The organism is Roseibium litorale (genome assembly GCF_014842915.1).
GTDB lineage: Bacteria > Pseudomonadota > Alphaproteobacteria > Rhizobiales > Stappiaceae > Roseibium > Roseibium litorale.
This window is the reverse complement of sequence record NZ_JACYXI010000009.1, coordinates 83,195-98,910: the sequence shown is the minus strand read 5'-3', so window position 1 is coordinate 98,910 and position 15,716 is coordinate 83,195. Positions and strand designations below refer to the sequence as shown.

Here is a 15,716-nt window from a genome sequence, read left to right as displayed (position 1 = left end):
ACCGGTTTCCGCGCCTATTCGGCTGCGTTCGAAAAAAGGGCGTCCCGCCGCTGGCGGGGGCTGAGAGCGTGTTTTCTGCCGGCCAGTTCGATCAGTTCGGCTGCGTTGGCATCCAGATAGCCAAGCGCGAAGGTCTTGCATTGGATACCGTAGTCCCGGACCCAGTTGCTGGCTCCGGGTTCGGCGTCCTGCGGTATTGAGCGCAGCAGGTCGAGCTCGTCTTGAAGATGCTTGCGCCGCGTCTCGATGGCCTTTTCCAGCACCCTGGGGCCGACCAGTTCCGCATGCAGGGCCAGAAGCAGGAAAGGGGACTTGAATGTGTCGTGCGCCGGAGGCTCCAGAAGGGCCTCGACCAGTTCAAGCCGGCCCGCTTCCGTGATCGAGTAGACTTTGCGGGTGGGTTTGCCGTGCTGGCTTTCCTCCCGGACTGTTACCCGGCCCTCCGCTTCCAGCCGGGAAAGTGCCGGGTAGATGGCGCCAAAACTGGCGTCTCCGAAGTAGCTGAAACTGCCACTGGTTGTCTCCTTGCGGATCTCGTAGCCCGTTGCATCGCTAAAATTCAGGATTGCCAAACATAGGCTGCGGACACTCATCAAATGGCTCCCATCACAGCAGAATCCTGTTCCACCATCAAAAACGACCGGTTTTCCGAAGGCCCGCTTGGGAAGGGCCTATGGAAAACCGGGTGCACTATATCTGAATGGCATATATCGGCTCAATATATATTTCTGATTGTTACCGGCGCGCTGTACTGCCCTGAAAACCTTTCACAAAGTGGTGATTCAAATGCCGCATTTCAACATATTGCGGAGCAGAAGTTTTGAGCCTTAAATGAGAGAAAGAGTGCTGTCCGGTTCAGATGAGATTTCGAACGCTGCGCCGGGCAGAATATAAAGGAGTGCACGTCATGTCCCGTTCAAACCGCTCCAGCCTGGCCTGCAGATTTCTGCCGCGCAATCCGTTTTTCCGGCTTCTCGTGACCAATGGCGTGATCGGCGCCGGGGTTTCCATTCTGCTCGTCGGAGGCATCTTTGCGGCGGATATCGGACATCTGCGTATACTGGTCGCAAATGCCCAGAACCCGGTTCTGCCGGTCGTGCTCCTGGCCTGCGGTATGATGATCACGCTGACGTCTGCGGTCATAGGAACTGCGATCATGATGCTCGGGCCGGAGACTGACGGGCGCGGCGGGCGCCGGCAGCCCTCTGGTGAGCTGATCCCGGTCCGCGTTGCGGCAAGGGCCTATCCGCGCCGGTAAGGCGGGCGTCCCGGAATTACCTCTGAGCGGATTGCGCGAAAGCACCATGATTCGAAGCGTGGGGGCCTCTGTCGCCGGCATCCATGAACATCGTCATGGCTGCCGCCGTAAGCATGCAGATCAGCCCTGCTGACGACAGTTTCATCATGAACTCCTGTGTTGTTTCGTCCTTGGTTATACGGGGGCACACCTAAGGTCGCGGTAACTCTGCCTCTAAAATTTGATGCAATCAGCATTTCTACCAAGGCTGGTTTCCAGTGCCTGGATTGTAGCCTTGCAACTGCGGCAGGCATCGGCTTTTCTCATCTGAATCGATTTTCACAAGGATCTGAGTGAGATGACCGCTTCCTACCCCCGCGACATGATCGGCTATGGCCGCAACGCTCCCGACCCGCAATGGCCGGGTGGAGCGAATGTCGCCGTGCAATTCGTGATCAATTATGAAGAAGGCGGCGAAAACAACATCCTTCACGGTGATGCTGCCTCCGAAGCGTTCCTGTCCGAGATCGTCGGCGCCCAGCCCTGGCCGGGAAAGCGGCACTGGAACATGGAATCGATTTACGAATACGGCTCGCGTGCCGGGTTCTGGCGTCTGTGGCGCATGTTTACCGGCCGCAACATTCCGGTGTCCGTCTATGGTGTCGCCTCGGCCCTTGCCCGCAATCCGGACGTGGTCGCCGCGATGAAGGAAGCTGACTGGGAAATCGCTTCACATGGCCTCAAGTGGGTCGAGCATGCGGATATGCCTGAGGACGAGGAGCGCGCGCAGATCCGCGAGGCGATCCGCCTTCATGAGGAAGTGACCGGTTCCCGCCCGCTTGGCTGGTACACGGGGCGCTGCTCCATGAACACCCAGAAGCTGGTGATGGAGGAGGGGGATTTTCTCTATTCTTCGGACAGCTATGCGGATGACCTGCCTTACTGGATCGACGGCCCGCGGGGCGATCATCTTGTCATTCCCTATACGCTCGACAGCAACGACATGCGCTTTGCGGCAGCCCAGGGCTTCAACTCCGGAGACCAGTTCTTCGCCTATCTGAAGGATGCCTTCGACGTTCTTTATGCCGAAGGCGAGGCCGGAAGCCCCAAGATGCTGAATGTCGGGCTGCATTGCCGCCTGGTCGGCCGTCCGGGCCGCGCCGCCTCGCTCGCCCGGTTCCTGGACTATGTGGCTTCCCATGAAAAGGTCTGGATGCCCCGCCGGATCGACATTGCCTGGCACTGGCATGCCCATCACGCACGGGGATAAACTGGCGGTCCGATGAGTATGGGAAAGCGGTCATGACCGGCAGCACGCCTATCCCGCGGTACCATCTTTATGGCGATGGGGGAGACGTCGAGGATTTCGACTTCTTCCACATCGAGACCATCCGCGCCCGTTCCAAGCCGCTGGGCTGGTCACTGGAGCCCCATTCTCACGCGCATCTTCACCAGGTGCTGATGATCACCAAGGGGATGGGCCGTCTGATCGACGACGCGGGCGAGCGGGAAGTTCCTCCGGGAACGGCTGTCTTCAATCCGGCTGGCAGTGTGCATGGCTGGACCTTCACGCCGGATACGGAAGGCCATGTCCTGTCTTTTACCGGGGACTATCTCGGCGGGGATGACAGCAAGCGCAGTCTGGCCGAGCGGCGGGCCATGCAGGCAGGGGCAACCAGCCTCTTTGCTGCCGGGCCGGAGGACCGCCGCAGGCTCGATTTCTATCTTGCCGAGATGGCCACGGAATTCGACGGCGGTGAGCGCCGCAGGGATGTTTTCAGGCCTCTGCTTGCTCTCGTGCTGATGGTGCTCTTTTCCCAAAGCGGAGACGGGGGCAAGACCGACCGGACGCCGGGCTTTTCCCTCTTCAAGTTTCGCGCTTTGGTAGAGGAACACTTCCGGAGCGAGCGCAGCCCTGAGTTTTACGCCGGGGAAATGGGGCTCACCGTTGCGCGGCTCAACCGCTATTGCCGGTTGTTTACCGACCGCACGGCAGCCCAGTCCATCCGCGACCGGGTGGTCATTGAGGCCAAGAGGCTGCTGGCCTTCTCAGGCCTGGGTATCAGCCAGATTGCCTATGATCTCGGCTATGAGGATCCGGCATATTTTTCAAGGCTCTTCAGGAAAGAGACGGGCGAATCTCCAGCTGATTTCCGCGCCCGCCAAGGCTGACGCCAGGCATCTGAGAATTGCGGATGGAGAAGGCGTCAAAGGCCAATCTCCCGGTCCGGATCGATCTCTGGAAATTAACTAAAATTGTAATCGATTTGCAACTTCAGGGGTGCAGGTCTTGTGTCCTGTTGTTTCTGCGGCTACCACTTCTGATAGGTTAAGGATTTGTTAACGAAGTCAGGTTTGGCCAGTGAGACTCAGTTCCAGATATTTCAGCGTTTATGTGTTTGCCGCATTTGCTCTCGGCTTTTCCCTCATGGTGGGCTTGCACACGGAAGCTGCCACCAAAGGCGTCGCGCGGCTTGCCCATGACGGCCAGCTGATCGTTGCAGATGCGCAGCGCATTTCCAGGAAAGTCAGCCGCGAGTTTCATTACTCGCCGAAGGCTGTTGTGCGGCTGTTCGTCAACACGGTGGCGATGCCGAAGATGATGTTCGAGAAAATCAGCCAGGAACTCGACAAGGTTTCCCGGAGGGCTTGACCCGCTCCGGGAGATCTTTTCACAGAGTGCGTTCCGGTCAGAACGGCAGGCCGACGTAGTTCTCGGCAAGACTGATCTGTGCGGCCTTGGAATGAGCCAGATAGTCCATATCCGCCAGCTGCATGCGGGCGTTGAACGCGCCGAGCTCCGGGAATTGATGCAGCAGGGACGTCATCCACCAGGAGAACCGCTCCGCCTTCCAGATCCGGGCGAGGGCCTTTTGGGAATAATTGTCGATCCCGGCGTTTGATTTTTCACCGTAATACTCGACCAGGGCCTCTGACAGATAGTGGATGTCCGAGGCGGCCAGATTAAGACCCTTCGCGCCAGTTGGGGGAACGATGTGCCCGGCATCGCCGGCAAGCATCAAACGCCCGAAACGCAGCGGCTCAGCCACGAAGCTGCGCAGCGGGGCGATGGATTTTTCGATCGACGGACCGGTTTCCATATTCGCGGCGGCTTCCTCGCCAAGACGGATCTTAAGCTCGTCCCAGATCGCTTCATCCGACCAGTTTTCCGCCTTGTCGCTCAACGGCACCTGAATGTAGTAGCGGCTGAGCGTGTTGGAGCGCATGGAGGCCAGCGCAAAGCCCCGGGCGTGGTTGGAATAGATCAGCTCGTGATCGCAGGGCTTCACATAGGACAGGATACCCAGCCAGCCGAAGGGATAGATTTTTTCAAATTCCGTAATGGCGCTCTTAGGGACGGATGCGCGGGAGACACCGTGATAGCCATCGCAGCCGCAAATGAAGTCGCAGGCGATCTCGTGGGTGACGCCATCTTTTTGATAGGTCACGCGCGGCGAGGCGGTGTCAAAGTCATGGGGCTGAACATCGGCTGCCTCATAGATGACCTGAGCGCCGCGCGCCGTATGGGCATCCATCAGATCGCGGGTCACTTCCGTCTGGCCATAGACCATAACGTTGCTGCCGCCGGTCAGGCCCTTCAGGTCGATGCGCAGCCGGGTATCGCCGACGCTGATCGCAAAGCCGTCGTGGGGCAGGCCTTCCTTGTGCATGCGTTCGGCAACACCAGCCTGTTCCAGCATGTTGACCATGCCTTGTTCCAGAACCCCGGCCCGGATGCGCGACAGCACGTACTCGGGAGACCGTTGCTCCAGCACGAAACAGTCGATGCCCTTGAGATGCAAAAGCTGGGACAGCAGCAGCCCGGACGGGCCCGCGCCAATGATGGCGACTTGAGTACGCATGGATAGCTCCTCCAAAATCCAATGGTTGACTGGATTTTAGAAGAGCCACAGTCCGGCCTGAATGGATGAACTGCTTGTTCTGTTGGACTTTTTGGATACTGGAGGAGGAAGCCGCATGCATCCAATTTCTGAGCCTCACCCGAAGCAAGGCCTGAGGGTAAAGACAGACCTCTCCACCGCGCCTTCCCGGACGAAGCGAAGCGGAGATCCGGGATCTCTCATCCGAACATTATGTTGAAAATAATTGGCTTTTGATGTGGTCCCGGCTCAAGGCCGGGACAGCGCGGAGGAAACTCCCGCAGCCTTGGGTTCGTTAGCGGCCTGAGGCTAGATGCCTGTCTCGAAGGATGAATTGAGTGCCGCCCCCCATTGCGTCTGCCGCCCATGGTTCGAGACAGCGCTGGAGCGCCTCCTCACCATGAGGGGGAGAGGGGAAGGCTTATTGAATCAAACTGGAAAGAGATTGAATCAGAGCCTCAAGCACCTGACTCAACCTCTCAACCCGAAGACTCACTCTCTCAACATCAGCCCTTAAAATGCTGATAGGATTCAAGAACCCGGTCGATCATGGCGTCGCTTGCGCCCATGTGACGGGCGGGATCTTTTAGAGCTTCCCAGTCGACACTCGTGCCGGTTGTCTCCGATAGAACATCAAACAGGTGCCGCTTTTCCGAGACAGCGGTCTTGCAGGCCTCCTTCACCAGGGCCTGGGCCTCGGGCCGGGGCATCTGTTCGGCAAGGGCGAAGCTGGCAGCTTCCGCCAGCAGCAACCCGTTGGAGGCATCGATATTTGCGCGCATCTGGTCCGCGTTGACAGTGAGCTCGGAGATCATGGCAGCGCCATGAGCGAGGGCGGCTCCGGTTCCGATGACCATTTGCGGAAGGGTCAACCATTCCAGCGTCCAGGCCGCGCCGCTGCGCTCATGATCCTGAAGGGACGCCTGATGCATGCTGGAAATAAGCGTCGCATTCTGGCGGGCAAGGGCAACCAGCAGCTCGGCAGCCACCGGGTTGACCTTGTTGGGCATGGTGGAGGAGCCGCCACCGCTGCCGGGACGGACTTCTGCCACCTCGTTCTGGGCGAGCAGGATGATATCGGTGCCGATCTTGCCGAGGGTTCCGGTCACCAGCGCCAGCCAGTTGGCGTAATCAATCAGGCTGTCTCGCACCGTGTGCCAGGGCGCGGTTGCGCTTGCCAGCTTCAAGCGGCGGGCGAGGGCGGCTTCCACATCCATGGCCTTGCCTCCAAGGGCTGCCAGATTGCCGGAAGCCCCGCCGAATGACAGCACCAGCAGCCGCTCGCGGATCGCGGGCAGCCGGTCGAGATGGCGCAGCACGGCGCAGAGCCAGACGGCGGCCTTCAGGCCGAAGCTGGTCGGGGTTGCCTGCTGCATGCGGGTGCGGGCGGCGAGCGGTGTCTGGCGGTGGGCTTCCGCCAGTCCGGCAAGGCTGCTCGCCAACTTTCTAAGGCCCGCTTCATGAAGATCCAGCGCTTTGCGCAGGCGTAGCACCAGGCCGGTGTCGGCAATGTCCTGGCTGGTCGCGCCCCAATGGACAAACTGGCCATGAGGGTCGCCAACCGCCTTGCGCAGGGCGGCCACGAGCGCTGGCACGGGAACGCCGTCCTTCGTGGTTCCTGCGGCCAGAGCTGCTGGTTCAATCGTGGTCTTGGCCGAGGCCGCCCAGATCGCGGTACCGGCCTCTTCCGGAATGAGACCGCAATCGGCCTCCGCCAAGGCCAGTGCCCCTTCCACTTCCAGCATGGAATGGATCACCGCAGCATCCTGAAACAGGGCTGCGGTTGCCGGATCTGTCAGAAGCGGTGCGGTGATCTGGCTGTCGATAGCGGTCAGGCTCATTTGGGACCTCTTTGGTTTTGCGCAGGCAAGTGAGGGGCAGTTCCGAATGGAAGTTCTTTTAGCACGAAGGAGGCAATCAGGGTTTGCTCTGACGCAAGAACAAAGGGGACCGTGCCGTGTGTTTGTTTCCTGTTTGGGAACCCGGCGCGGCAGACGCAGGTCTTCCGCGCAAATGAGAAGGCGTCCACCCACCCACGGTCGTCATCCTCGGGTTTGAACCGGGGATCCATGCCGTTCCGTCTCTTCATGCCGAAGTGGTGCATTTCCGGGAAGGGGCACGGTATGAATGCCATGGTCGAGCCATGGCATGACGGAGGAGAGGTGGTGCCAGACTCCGGTGTTTCCTTTCTTCCAGGCCCCGCACCGCGTCAGTGAGGTTGCTTTGAAAGGGCACTTTGCCCCACCCACGGTCGTCATCCTCGGGCTTGACCCGAGGATCCATGCCGTTCCGTCTCCTCATGCCGGAGTGGTGCATTTCCGGAAGGGTCACGGCATGGATGCCATGGTCGAGCCATGGCATGACGGAGGAGAGGTGGTGCCAAACACCGGTGTTTCCTTGCGCTCCGAAGTTCAAGACCCGCACCGAAGGCGCGGGTCTCAGACTGCTGACAAAGGTAAAAACTCTGAGATAGTCATCCCATATGCAGCGGAGCGCGAGCCGGGACCGGTGAGCCAAAAGACTATCGGTTTCAGAGAGTTGCATACCGAAATACCTCGACTCACCGGTCCCGGATCTCCACTTCGCTGCGTCCGGGATGACGAGTTGAGAGGTTTGTCATCAACCTCAGACCCGCACCAATGGCACGGGTCTGAAGGAAGGGCTTTCCTCACAACGGAAGAATGCCCTCACACGTCGAAGAAGACCGTTTCCTGTTCGCCCTGGAGGTAGATGTCGAAAGTGTAGATCACTTCGCCGTTTTCCTCGGAGCGCTGTGCGATCAGGGTTTGGCGGCGCTCTTCCTGCTCCACAAAATTCAGAACCGGGTCTTTCGCGTTGGCGGCGACTTCATCGGAGAAGTAAACGCGGGTCTGAAGGCCGATGTTGATGCCGCGAGCAACGATCCAGAGGCTGATGTGGGGAGCTTGGATGGCGCCGTTGCGGCCCGGCACGGGACCCGGCTTGATGGTGTCGATGGTGTAGACGCCAGTGTCGAAGTCCGAGCAGATCCGGCCCCAGCCGAGGAAGTCTTCTTCTACGGCCTTGTCCTGGCTGTCTTCCGGGTGGTTGTACTTGCCTTCCGAATTGGCTTGCCAGCTTTCCAGCATGACATCGCGGACTGGGGTGCCTGTGCCGTCAATCACACGGCCTTTCACCTTGATGCGCTCGCCCTTGGTGTTCGGACCTGCAACGACGTTGGAGAAATTGTTCTCGAAAATGTCGAAGCCGGCATAGGCCGGGGCAAGGCCGATGTGCACATAGGGGCCTGCGGTCTGGCTGGGCGTTTCCTTGAAATAGGTCAGCGGCTGCACCATGGCTCAGTTTCCTTCCAGGCGGTTTTCAAACAGGGTCGAGCGGCGGCCGCGCAGGACGATGTCGAATTTGTAGGCGCGGCAGTCGAGAGGCACGCTGGCATTGAGATCCATCGGCGCGATCAGGCGCTTGATGGCTTCCTCATCCGGAATGGTCTTCACGATCGGGCAGATATCGATCAAGGGATCGCCCTCGAAATACATCTGGGTGATCAGGCGCTGGCTGAAGGACGGGCCGAAGATCGACAGGTGAATATGGGCCGGGCGCCAGCTGTTGATGTAGTTGCGCCAGGGATAGGGGCCCGGCTTGATGGTCCGGAAGTAATAATAGCCTTCCTCGTCCGTCAGGCAGCGGCCGCAGCCGCCGAAGTTGGGATCGATCGGCGCCAGATACGTGTCCTTCTTGTGCCGGTAGCGGCCACCGGCGTTCGCCTGCCAGGCTTCTACCAGCGTGTTTGGAATGCCCTTGCCGCTCTCGTCCATGACGCGCCCATGCACGATGATGCGCTGGCCGATCGGCTCACCGTCCTTGGCATAGTTGAGGATCATGTCGTGATCCAACTCACCAATGGCGTTGTGGTTAAAGACCGGGCCGGTCATTTCTGACAAGGACTGCTCCAGAGAGAGCAGCGCCTTCTGCGGCGAGCGTGTCACAGAGGTCTTGTAGCCCGGAGTAAATGCGGGCGGATGAATGTCCCGGTCGCGCTGGAAATATTCACCCGGCTTGCGGACCATGGCGGGCCGGTTGGGTCGTTCGATCGTCATTTGGGTTCTCTCCCGGTATCTGGATGCCGTTCACCGTCTCCGGCATCCTTTCCATGCCCCTCCAAGAGCAGTTTTGCGTTCAGATAACGCTTATTTTTCCATTCCCGCCAGGGTTTCCTTGGCGATCTTGAATGCCGTGTTGGCGGCCGGAACGCCGCCATAAATGGCGACGTGCATCAGGACTTCCTTAATGTCTTCTGCGCTGGCACCCGTATTGGCCGTGGCGCGAATATGCATCGCCAGTTCCTCATGATGGCCGAGGGCCGCAAGAAGCGCGATGGTGACCATGGAACGTTCCCGGCGGGTGAGGGCGTCGTCGGCCCAGACTGTGCCCCAGGCGCTTTCCACGATCATGGTCTGGAAGTCGGTGTCGAACGGGGTCATGTTGGCATTGGCCCGGTCCACGTGGGCATTGCCCAGAACCTGGCGGCGGGTTGCCATGCCGTCCTCGTAACGGGACCCCGGGGCGCGTTTAGACAAGAGCATTCTCCTTAAGGAAGTCGGTCAGGGCCTGGACAAGCGCGTCCGGGGCCTCAATGCAGGGAAGGTGGCCCGCGCCTTGGATTGGCACATAGCGGGCGCCCTTGATGAGTTTGGCCGTTGCTTCCACCAGTTCCGGCGGCGTTGCGCCATCTTCCGTACCGCAAAGGGCCAAAACGGGGAGGGTGAGCTTGGCGGTCTCTTCCGTGAAATCGGTGTCGCGGATGGCCGCGCAAGTGCCCAGATACCCCTGAACAGGGGTGCGGGTCAGCATCGCGCGCCAGCCTGCAAGCTCTGCAGGACGGCTGGAGCGGAACTCCGCCGAGAACCAGCGCTCCAGAATGGGCTCTGCCAGCGCGGCGATGCCGCCGGTCTCGATGGTATTCATGCGGGTCTGCCACATCTCAGCGGTGCCGATTTTGGCGGCCGTGTCGCACAGGACAAGGGCGCGCACGAGGTCGGGGCGGGAAATGGCAAGGCCCTGCGCAATCTGGCCGCCGACGGACAGGCCAACAACGATCGCCGGGCCGGTGTTCAGCTGGTCCAGCAGCGCAGCAAGATCATTTACATGATCCGCCATCTTGTAAGGTGCATCCGGTGCAGAGCTGAGGCCGTGGCCGCGCTTGTCATAGCGGATCATCCGAAAGCGACCAGCGAGGCGCTCTGCCACCCGGTCCCAGGAGCGGAAATCCGTGCCGAGCGAATTGGCAAAGACGATCACCGGCAAACCGGTTTCGCCCGTGTCCGCAGTGTGCAGCGTGACGCCATTCGCCTCGATCATATGCATCTGCAACTTCCTCCCTCATTGATTGCGGTTGAGTGTTGCCTGTTTGTAAGGTTATGTAAAATGAGAAAATGAGCCTGTAATATAACTGGATGGAATGCATATGATCGATGCCCGGGTGAAATACCGCCACATCCAGTGCTTTCTGGAAGTCGCGCGGCGGCGCAGTCTGGTCAAGGCCGCCGATGCTTTGGCGATCACCCAGCCCGCCGTCTCCAAGACGCTAAGGGAGCTGGAGGACATTCTGGAAGTGCGGCTCTTTGACCGCAGCCGCAAGGGCGTGGCGCTGACCCAGTATGGGGACGTCTTTCTTCATTACGCGGGCGCCAGCCTTGCGGCTCTCAAGCAGGGGCTCGACAGTGTCGCCCAGGCCCGCATGTCCGGCGATTCCTATTTGAATGTCGGTGTTCTGCCGTCGGTTGCCGCCCGGATCGTCCCGGACGCTGTGCAGCGCTTTCAGGCCCAGGAGATGGAAACCACGCTGGTTCTGGAAACCGGTCCGAACACCTTTCTGCTGTCACGCCTGCGCCAGGGTGATCTGGATCTGGTAGTTGGCCGCCTTGCCGATCCCGAACAGATGGCGGGGCTGTCTTTCGCGCATCTTTATTCCGAAAGCGTGTCGCTGGTGGTGCGCAAGGGCCATCCGCTTCTGACCGAACAAAGCCACGACCTCAGCCGTATCGTGGAATATCCGGTGCTCTATCCCACGCGCGAAGCCATCATCCGGCCCTATGTGGAGCGGTTGTTGATTGCTCATGGGGTGACGCGGGTTCCCAACCGGGTCGAAACCATCTCCAACACCTTTGGCCGCAGCTACACGCTGGATACGGACGCGGTCTGGATCATCTCCAGCGGCGTTGTGGCGCGCGATGTGGCCGAGGGGGCTCTGGTGGAGCTGCCACTGGAAACCGCCGGAACCACCGGTCCTGTGGGTCTCACTACCCGTGCCGATACAGCCCCGACACCCGCCCTCCTGATGCTGCAAAACGCCCTTCGCGCGGCAGCAGAGGCCCAGGCGCTGAGGCCTTGAGCTGCTGCGTTGGGTAATTGGTTTGTGCAATCAAAGATTGAAAAGGCGCTATTGAAATTGATGATCACGCTTTAATGGATAAAAGCTGATCATATTTGCGATTGAGACATTGCCGCGGTGAGGAAAAACTGACCTTGGTTTCGCCCCGATACGAAATTTGTTCTGATGGAAGTCTAATAGGGGCAGACGGCGTCCCGGTTCTGTTCAAGCTTATTGAGGATCATGTCATCCACGTTCCTCATTTATCTCCGCATGTGATCAGTTTTAAGTTGCCACGCGGGGATGTAATCGGAATCAAGGTAGTTTACTGGTCCCACTGTTGGAGCGAGAGTCATAATCCAGAAATTCATTCCAATGAAGTGATGCTGATTATGGATGGCGCTAGACCGCGCGTATTCGACCCGGTCCGGTTTCGTGAATCAATGTGCCTTCCTTCATTCCTGGCTCATCTGCCAGATCATCGGCTTTACTGGACGCCTTCTGATCGGAATTATGGCGTCTACAATGCAACGGCTCTGGTCGGCGGCGTTGCCTATACAGCGTTTTTCACGTTGCAAAAGGACCGCGGCAAGATAGGCGGAAACAGGCATAGCTTGGTCATGAGAGTGGAGAGCGCATACCACGCGTATCAGCCAAGCAAGGGTATGAAAGTCAGAGTCGCGGCGGCAATTGATGCTGCCTTAAAAGGCGGAAAACTGAGGTTTCGCTAGGGATAAAACAACCAAAGGGGCCAACTCTTTCGAGTGGCCCCTTGGCAATCTCGACACTCTCTTCAGCTTTCGCTTTATCCACCATCCCGGTTGGACTGCCTAAGCAGCGGAAGGACCCTCACAGTCGATCTGGTATCCTTATGAGGAAATAGATAGCTGATTGTAGCGAAATTTACAAGTGAAGGTGAGCCTTGGAAGCCCCCCCTCCGAACGCCGCTTTCGCCTCATTGCCAAAAAAGAGACAAAAAAACCCGTCTTTCCCGCTGCAGGAAAAAGCCGTTTGTTTCAGGCCTGTCTTAATCAGGGTAGGGTGCGCGGCAAGATCAGAATTGCCTTGCGCTGGCAGTTGGTTCCCTGAGAGGGCGGGCCCATGCCAGTCGCAGGAATGCCGGTATCTGCCGGTTCAGGGAAGACGTGAGGTTTAGCCCTATGGATATGAGTGTGCCGGGTCTTTCGGCGGAGCGATTGAGCAATTTGCGTCGTCTTGAGGCGGAGAGCATCCATATAATCAGGGAAGTTGCGGCGGAGTTCCGCAGTCCGGTGATGCTCTATTCGATCGGCAAGGATTCCAGCGTGATGCTGCATCTGGCGATGAAGGCCTTTGCGCCGTCGAAGCCGCCGTTTCCCTTGCTTCATGTGGACACGACCTGGAAGTTCCGGGAGATGATCGAGTTCCGGGATGCGACCGCCAAGCGGCTCGGTCTGGACCTTCTCGTCTATACCAATCCGGACGGGATCGAACAGGGTATCGGCCCGTTCTCCCATGGCTCTTCCGTGCACACGCACATCATGAAGACCGAAGCGCTGAAGCAGGCGCTGAACAAGTATGGCTTCGATGCGGCCTTCGGCGGTGCGCGCCGCGATGAGGAGAAGTCGCGCGCCAAGGAGCGTGTCTTCTCCTTCCGCAATTCCAGCCACGGCTGGGACCCGAAGAACCAGCGTCCGGAACTGTGGAACCTCTACAACGCCCGGGTGGCCAAGGGCGAAAGCATCCGCGCCTTCCCGCTGTCCAACTGGACCGAGCTGGACATCTGGCAGTACATCCTGACGGAGAATATCCCGATGGTGCCGCTGTATTTTGCCGCGAGGCGTCCGGTCGTCGACCGGGACGGCATGCTGATCATGGTGGATGACGAGCGCATGCCGGTCCAGCCGGGTGAACAGATCGAAGAGAAGATGGTGCGGTTCCGCACCCTTGGCTGCTACCCGCTGACGGGGGCGATCGAGTCGGATGCGGACACGCTGCCGGCCATCGTCAAGGAGATGCTGATTGCCCGCACCTCCGAGCGCTCAGGCCGCCTGATTGACCACGATGACAGCGCCTCCATGGAAAAGAAGAAGCGCGAGGGGTATTTCTGATGTCTTCCCTGGAAACCAACGCCCTTGCCACGGCCTCCGAAGAGGCCGTGACCGAGTACATCCTGGCCCAGGAAGAAAAGGACCAGCTCCGCTTCCTGACTTGCGGCTCCGTGGATGACGGCAAGTCGACCCTGATTGGCCGTCTGCTCTATGACACCAAACTGATCTTTGAGGACCAGCTGGCCGCTCTGGAGAAAGATTCGCGCCGCCACGGCACCGTAGGCGAGGACATTGACCTGGCCTTGCTGGTGGATGGTCTTGAGGCCGAGCGCGAGCAGGGCATCACCATCGATGTGGCCTACCGCTTCTTTGCCACCGACAAGCGCAAGTTCATCGTTGCCGACACGCCGGGCCACGAGCAGTACACCCGCAACATGGCCACCGGCGCTTCCACGGCGGATCTTGCCGTGCTGCTGGTCGATGCCCGTCATGGCCTGATGGTGCAGACGCGCCGCCATGCCTTCATCGCCTCGCTGCTCGGCATCCGCCACGTGGTTCTGGCGGTGAACAAGATCGACCTGGCGGACTTCTCCGAAGCGCGCTTCAACGAGATCCGCGAAACCTTCCAGCAGTTCGCCTCCGGCTTCGACTTCGAGACCCTGGTCGCGATCCCCATGTCCGCCCGCTATGGCGACAATGTCACGGGCCGCAGCGAGAACATGGGCTGGTATCAGGGCCCGACCTTGCTGGAGCATCTGGAAACGGTGCAGATCGGTGAGCATGAGCTGAACCAGCCGTTCCGTTTTCCGGTGCAGTGGGTGAACCGCCCGAACCTCGACTTCCGCGGCTATTCCGGCACGATTGCCGGCGGTGTGGTGAAGAAGGGCGACGAGCTGGTTGTCTCAGCCTCCGGCAAGACCTCAAAGGTCGCCTCGATCCTGACCCCGGTGGGTGAGGCGGACGCCGCGCGCGCGGGCGAAGCGGTGACCCTCACGCTGGAAGACGAGATCGACATCTCCCGCGGCGATCTTCTGGCCGATGCCACGGCCCGTCCGGATGTGGCGGACCAGATGGCGGCTCACCTGATCTGGATGGCGGAAGACGCCCTGCTGCCGGGCCGGTCCTATCTGATGAAGATCGGCACCCGGTCCGTGACGGCGGCGGTCACGGAGATCAAGCACAAGATCAACGTCAACACCTTCGAGCATGTGGCCGGCAAGCAGCTGGAGCTGAACGAGATCGCCTTCTGCAATCTTGCCATGTCTGCGCCGGTTGCCTTCGACCCTTATGAGGCGAACCGCTCGACCGGCTCCTTCATCCTGATCGACAGGGTGACCAATGCCACTGTGGGCGCCGGCATGGTCTGGTTTGCCCTGCGCCGGGCAACCAACATCCATTGGCAGGCTCTCGATGTGGACAAGGCCGCCCGTGCGGAAAGCCTCGGCCAGCGCCCGGCGGTTCTGTGGTTCACGGGTCTTTCCGGCTCGGGCAAGTCGACCATTGCCTCGATCGTGGAAAAGAAGCTGCATCTGGAGGGCCGCCGCACCTACACGCTGGATGGCGACAATGTGCGCCATGGCCTCAACAAGGACCTCGGCTTCACCGATGCGGACCGGGTGGAAAACATCCGCCGGGTGGGCGAAGTCTCCCGCCTCTTCGTGGACAGCGGCCTGATCACGCTGGTCTCGTTCATCTCGCCGTTCCGTGCCGAGCGTCAGATGGCCCGCGATCTGCTGAAGGATGGCGAGTTCATCGAGATCTTCGTCGATACGCCGATCGAGGAGTGCAAGAAACGCGACCCGAAAGGCCTCTACGCCAAGGCGGAAGCGGGCGAGATCAAGCACTTCACCGGCATCGACAGCCCCTATGAGATCCCTGAAAACCCGGAATTGGTGCTGAAGAACGTTGGCCGTGATCCGGAAGACGTCGCCGAGGACGTCATCCGGTACCTCCGCGATAACAACTACCTCCTGTCGCCCTCCATCGTCTCTGGCGGCGGCGGCATTTGATCAGGGCAGGTTAGAGAACGTGAAAAGGCCGGGCGATTGCCCGGTCTTTTTGGTTTCACTGGCGCTTGCGGTCTGTACGAGAACCTCTGCTTTGTCGTCCTGCTATGGCTTGACCATAGCACCCATGCCGGAAGCTCACCTCATGGAAAGGCCGTGATTTGACGAGGGGAAACTGCGTGGATTCCGGCGCAAGACCGGGGCGGCGTGGAA

At 59.7% G+C, this 15,716-nt stretch carries 14 protein-coding genes; 7 read left to right on the top strand and 7 right to left on the bottom strand.

The features are described from left to right. Nucleotides 1-14: 14 nt before the first annotated feature. The gene (locus IG616_RS14670) at nt 15-593 is read right to left on the bottom strand and encodes a PadR family transcriptional regulator (protein ID WP_192148907.1); all 579 of its coding nucleotides are present in this window, start codon (nt 591-593) and stop codon (nt 15-17) included. Between the two features lie 314 nt (nt 594-907). Here IG616_RS14670 and IG616_RS14665 point away from each other — a divergent pair, with 314 nt between their 5' ends. The 4 genes from IG616_RS14665 (at nt 908) to IG616_RS14650 (ending at nt 3,890) form a co-directional block, all read left to right on the top strand. Continuing rightward, the gene (locus IG616_RS14665) at nt 908-1,258 is read left to right on the top strand and encodes a hypothetical protein (protein ID WP_192148906.1); all 351 of its coding nucleotides are present in this window, start codon (nt 908-910) and stop codon (nt 1,256-1,258) included. A gap of 337 nt (nt 1,259-1,595) precedes the next feature. Next, nucleotides 1,596-2,507 carry an allantoinase PuuE gene (gene puuE, locus IG616_RS14660; RefSeq protein WP_192148905.1) on the top strand — a complete coding sequence of 304 codons (912 nt, stop codon included), beginning with the start codon at nt 1,596-1,598 and terminating at the stop codon, nt 2,505-2,507. Between the two features lie 32 nt (nt 2,508-2,539). Beyond that, nucleotides 2,540-3,409: a helix-turn-helix domain-containing protein gene (locus tag IG616_RS14655; RefSeq protein WP_192148904.1), complete on the top strand. Its 870-nt coding sequence runs from the start codon at nt 2,540-2,542 to the stop codon at nt 3,407-3,409. Nucleotides 3,410-3,599: 190 nt separating this feature from the next. Further along, on the top strand, nt 3,600-3,890 hold the full coding sequence (locus IG616_RS14650) for a hypothetical protein (RefSeq protein ID WP_192148903.1): 291 nt from the start codon (nt 3,600-3,602) through the stop codon (nt 3,888-3,890). A gap of 37 nt (nt 3,891-3,927) precedes the next feature. On the opposite strand, the gene pobA is transcribed toward IG616_RS14650, so the two are convergent. The 6 genes from pobA to pcaD all read right to left on the bottom strand — a co-directional run bounded on the left by pobA (nt 3,928) and on the right by pcaD (nt 10,461). Then, nucleotides 3,928-5,100, bottom strand: a complete 1,173-nt coding sequence (gene pobA, locus IG616_RS14645) for a 4-hydroxybenzoate 3-monooxygenase (protein WP_192148902.1) — start codon at nt 5,098-5,100, stop codon at nt 3,928-3,930. A 524-nt stretch (nt 5,101-5,624) separates the two neighbouring features. Further along, a complete protein-coding gene (gene pcaB / locus IG616_RS14640; RefSeq protein ID WP_192148901.1) occupies nt 5,625-6,959 on the bottom strand; it encodes a 3-carboxy-cis,cis-muconate cycloisomerase in 1,335 nt (444 codons plus the stop codon). Nucleotides 6,960-7,805: 846 nt separating this feature from the next. Then, nucleotides 7,806-8,432, bottom strand: a complete 627-nt coding sequence (pcaG, locus tag IG616_RS14635; RefSeq protein ID WP_192148900.1) for a protocatechuate 3,4-dioxygenase subunit alpha — start codon at nt 8,430-8,432, stop codon at nt 7,806-7,808. Between the two features lie 3 nt (nt 8,433-8,435). After that, nucleotides 8,436-9,194, bottom strand: a complete 759-nt coding sequence (gene pcaH, locus IG616_RS14630; protein WP_209007522.1) for a protocatechuate 3,4-dioxygenase subunit beta — start codon at nt 9,192-9,194, stop codon at nt 8,436-8,438. Nucleotides 9,195-9,284: 90 nt separating this feature from the next. Next, complete coding sequence (pcaC, locus tag IG616_RS14625) at nt 9,285-9,674, bottom strand: 4-carboxymuconolactone decarboxylase (RefSeq protein WP_425504190.1); 390 nt, start codon at nt 9,672-9,674, stop codon at nt 9,285-9,287. Next, on the bottom strand, nt 9,667-10,461 hold the full coding sequence (gene pcaD, locus IG616_RS14620) for a 3-oxoadipate enol-lactonase (protein WP_192148899.1): 795 nt from the start codon (nt 10,459-10,461) through the stop codon (nt 9,667-9,669). Before pcaD ends, pcaC begins: the two co-directional genes overlap by 8 nt. Nucleotides 10,462-10,561: 100 nt before the next feature. Here pcaD and pcaQ point away from each other — a divergent pair, with 100 nt between their 5' ends. The 3 genes from pcaQ (at nt 10,562) to cysN (ending at nt 15,506) form a co-directional block, all read left to right on the top strand. Continuing rightward, nucleotides 10,562-11,488 carry a pca operon transcription factor PcaQ gene (gene pcaQ, locus IG616_RS14615; RefSeq protein WP_192148898.1) on the top strand — a complete coding sequence of 309 codons (927 nt, stop codon included), beginning with the start codon at nt 10,562-10,564 and terminating at the stop codon, nt 11,486-11,488. 1,145 nt (nt 11,489-12,633) lie between these two features. Then, entirely contained in the window at nt 12,634-13,557 is a 924-nt protein-coding gene (cysD, locus tag IG616_RS14610; protein ID WP_192149001.1) for a sulfate adenylyltransferase subunit CysD, read from the top strand. After that, nucleotides 13,557-15,506: a sulfate adenylyltransferase subunit CysN gene (cysN, locus tag IG616_RS14605; protein WP_192148897.1), complete on the top strand. Its 1,950-nt coding sequence runs from the start codon at nt 13,557-13,559 to the stop codon at nt 15,504-15,506. Before cysD ends, cysN begins: the two co-directional genes overlap by 1 nt. The last annotated feature ends 210 nt before the right edge of the window (nt 15,507-15,716 follow it).

Excerpts from the sequence above, each read along its gene's own strand:
- pcaQ (WP_192148898.1), top strand. The coding sequence starts at position 10,562 with ATGATCGATGCCCGGGTGAAATACCGCCACATCCAGTGCTTTCTGGAA.
- pcaD (WP_192148899.1), bottom strand. The coding sequence starts at position 10,461 with ATGCATATGATCGAGGCGAATGGCGTCACGCTGCACACTGCGGACACG.
- IG616_RS14670 (WP_192148907.1), bottom strand. The coding sequence starts at position 593 with ATGAGTGTCCGCAGCCTATGTTTGGCAATCCTGAATTTTAGCGATGCA.
- IG616_RS14665 (WP_192148906.1), top strand. The coding sequence starts at position 908 with ATGTCCCGTTCAAACCGCTCCAGCCTGGCCTGCAGATTTCTGCCGCGC.
- pcaG (WP_192148900.1), bottom strand. The coding sequence starts at position 8,432 with ATGGTGCAGCCGCTGACCTATTTCAAGGAAACGCCCAGCCAGACCGCA.
- puuE (WP_192148905.1), top strand. The coding sequence starts at position 1,596 with ATGACCGCTTCCTACCCCCGCGACATGATCGGCTATGGCCGCAACGCT.
- cysD (WP_192149001.1), top strand. The coding sequence starts at position 12,634 with ATGAGTGTGCCGGGTCTTTCGGCGGAGCGATTGAGCAATTTGCGTCGT.
- pcaH (WP_209007522.1), bottom strand. The coding sequence starts at position 9,194 with ATGACGATCGAACGACCCAACCGGCCCGCCATGGTCCGCAAGCCGGGT.
- pcaB (WP_192148901.1), bottom strand. The coding sequence starts at position 6,959 with ATGAGCCTGACCGCTATCGACAGCCAGATCACCGCACCGCTTCTGACA.
- IG616_RS14655 (WP_192148904.1), top strand. The coding sequence starts at position 2,540 with ATGACCGGCAGCACGCCTATCCCGCGGTACCATCTTTATGGCGATGGG.
- pobA (WP_192148902.1), bottom strand. The coding sequence starts at position 5,100 with ATGCGTACTCAAGTCGCCATCATTGGCGCGGGCCCGTCCGGGCTGCTG.
- cysN (WP_192148897.1), top strand. The coding sequence starts at position 13,557 with ATGTCTTCCCTGGAAACCAACGCCCTTGCCACGGCCTCCGAAGAGGCC.